Origin of the sequence: Limnospira sp., from assembly GCF_051859755.1 — a bacterium.
Taxonomy (GTDB): Bacteria; Cyanobacteriota; Cyanobacteriia; order Cyanobacteriales; family Microcoleaceae; genus Limnospira; species Limnospira fusiformis.
Genome location: NZ_JBIMLI010000365.1, coordinates 1 through 1048 on the forward strand (window position 1 = coordinate 1; position 1048 = coordinate 1048).

General features: G+C 44.7%; 1 pseudogene. It reads left to right on the plus strand.

From position 1 onward, the window contains the following. Nucleotides 1-173: 173 nt before the first annotated feature. Nucleotides 174-344 (plus strand): annotated as a pseudogene (locus ACTIE0_RS24660) (HNH endonuclease); the annotation flags it as partial. Between the last annotated feature and the right edge of the window lie 704 nt (nucleotides 345-1048).

A 1048-nucleotide genomic window follows, 5' to 3' on the forward strand; every position in this document is an offset into this window, starting at 1 on the left:
TTAAAGACTACGTGGTTGTATACAGCTCTGAAAGTTGAAGTTACAAAGCAGGGGGTCGTAACCCTGTTCCCATGACAAGGGGTGTCCACATCAGGAGCCGTGTGAGGTGAAAGTCTCAAGTACGGTTTGGAATGGGAGTTGGGGAGGGTGACTTCCCTTTCGACCCCTACCGACAATACTTTACCACATCTGATCTAATTGAAATAGACCACATTGTACCTCGAAGCCTTGGTGGAAAGGATGAATACAAAAACCTTCAATTATTACACCGCCACTGTCATGATGATAAGACGGCGCTAGATAACGCCAACGCTGTATCCTTAACAATGGAACAATCAGATTAGGAGCCGTATGAGGTGAAAGTCTCAAGTACGGTTTTGTATGGGAGGGGGAGATGGCGACATCTCTCTCGACCCCTACTTGTCAATGTCCTTAGCAGGTAATGGCCAATTAGGACTTTGGGTTTGAGTCTTGCATACTCTCGATGTGCTATGCTATCATAAACCACTAAGTGCGAGATGTTTAGGAGACCAAATAAGGCTGAGATGCCTGAAATAAGCTCCTAGTGGGATTTCAACCCCTTGGTTGAATAAAAGAGGGCTGAAACTCTTTGAATATCCCATAACTATTTATGCGTCCCAACGTTTGGAGATGAGAATCCAAACTAGGCAGGGAACTCAGGGTCAATATACGGACTGTTTGAGGGAGTTATGACCCCAATATAGCAGAAAGTTGAGAGTAACGGCGGTAGCCACCCCCAATTTAAGGATTCACACCCTTAGGTTGAAGCGGGGAACGGAAGGCGTAATGGAAAAACCTATTTCCTACTCGACCACTGCCAACTATCTATGATTAGGAAAACCGAATGTCTGGCTTGAACCATCGTAATTATGAAGCAGCGAAATAGGTTGACACGCTGCGTCTAAAAGGACAAGGGGAAAAAGAAGAGGTTTTAACAAGCCATCTTCAAGATGTAGGATAATTTTGTGCTATACCTACACAGACCTTTAAAGTACCCCGGTGGAAAGGACGAATCTAAGGATAGAAT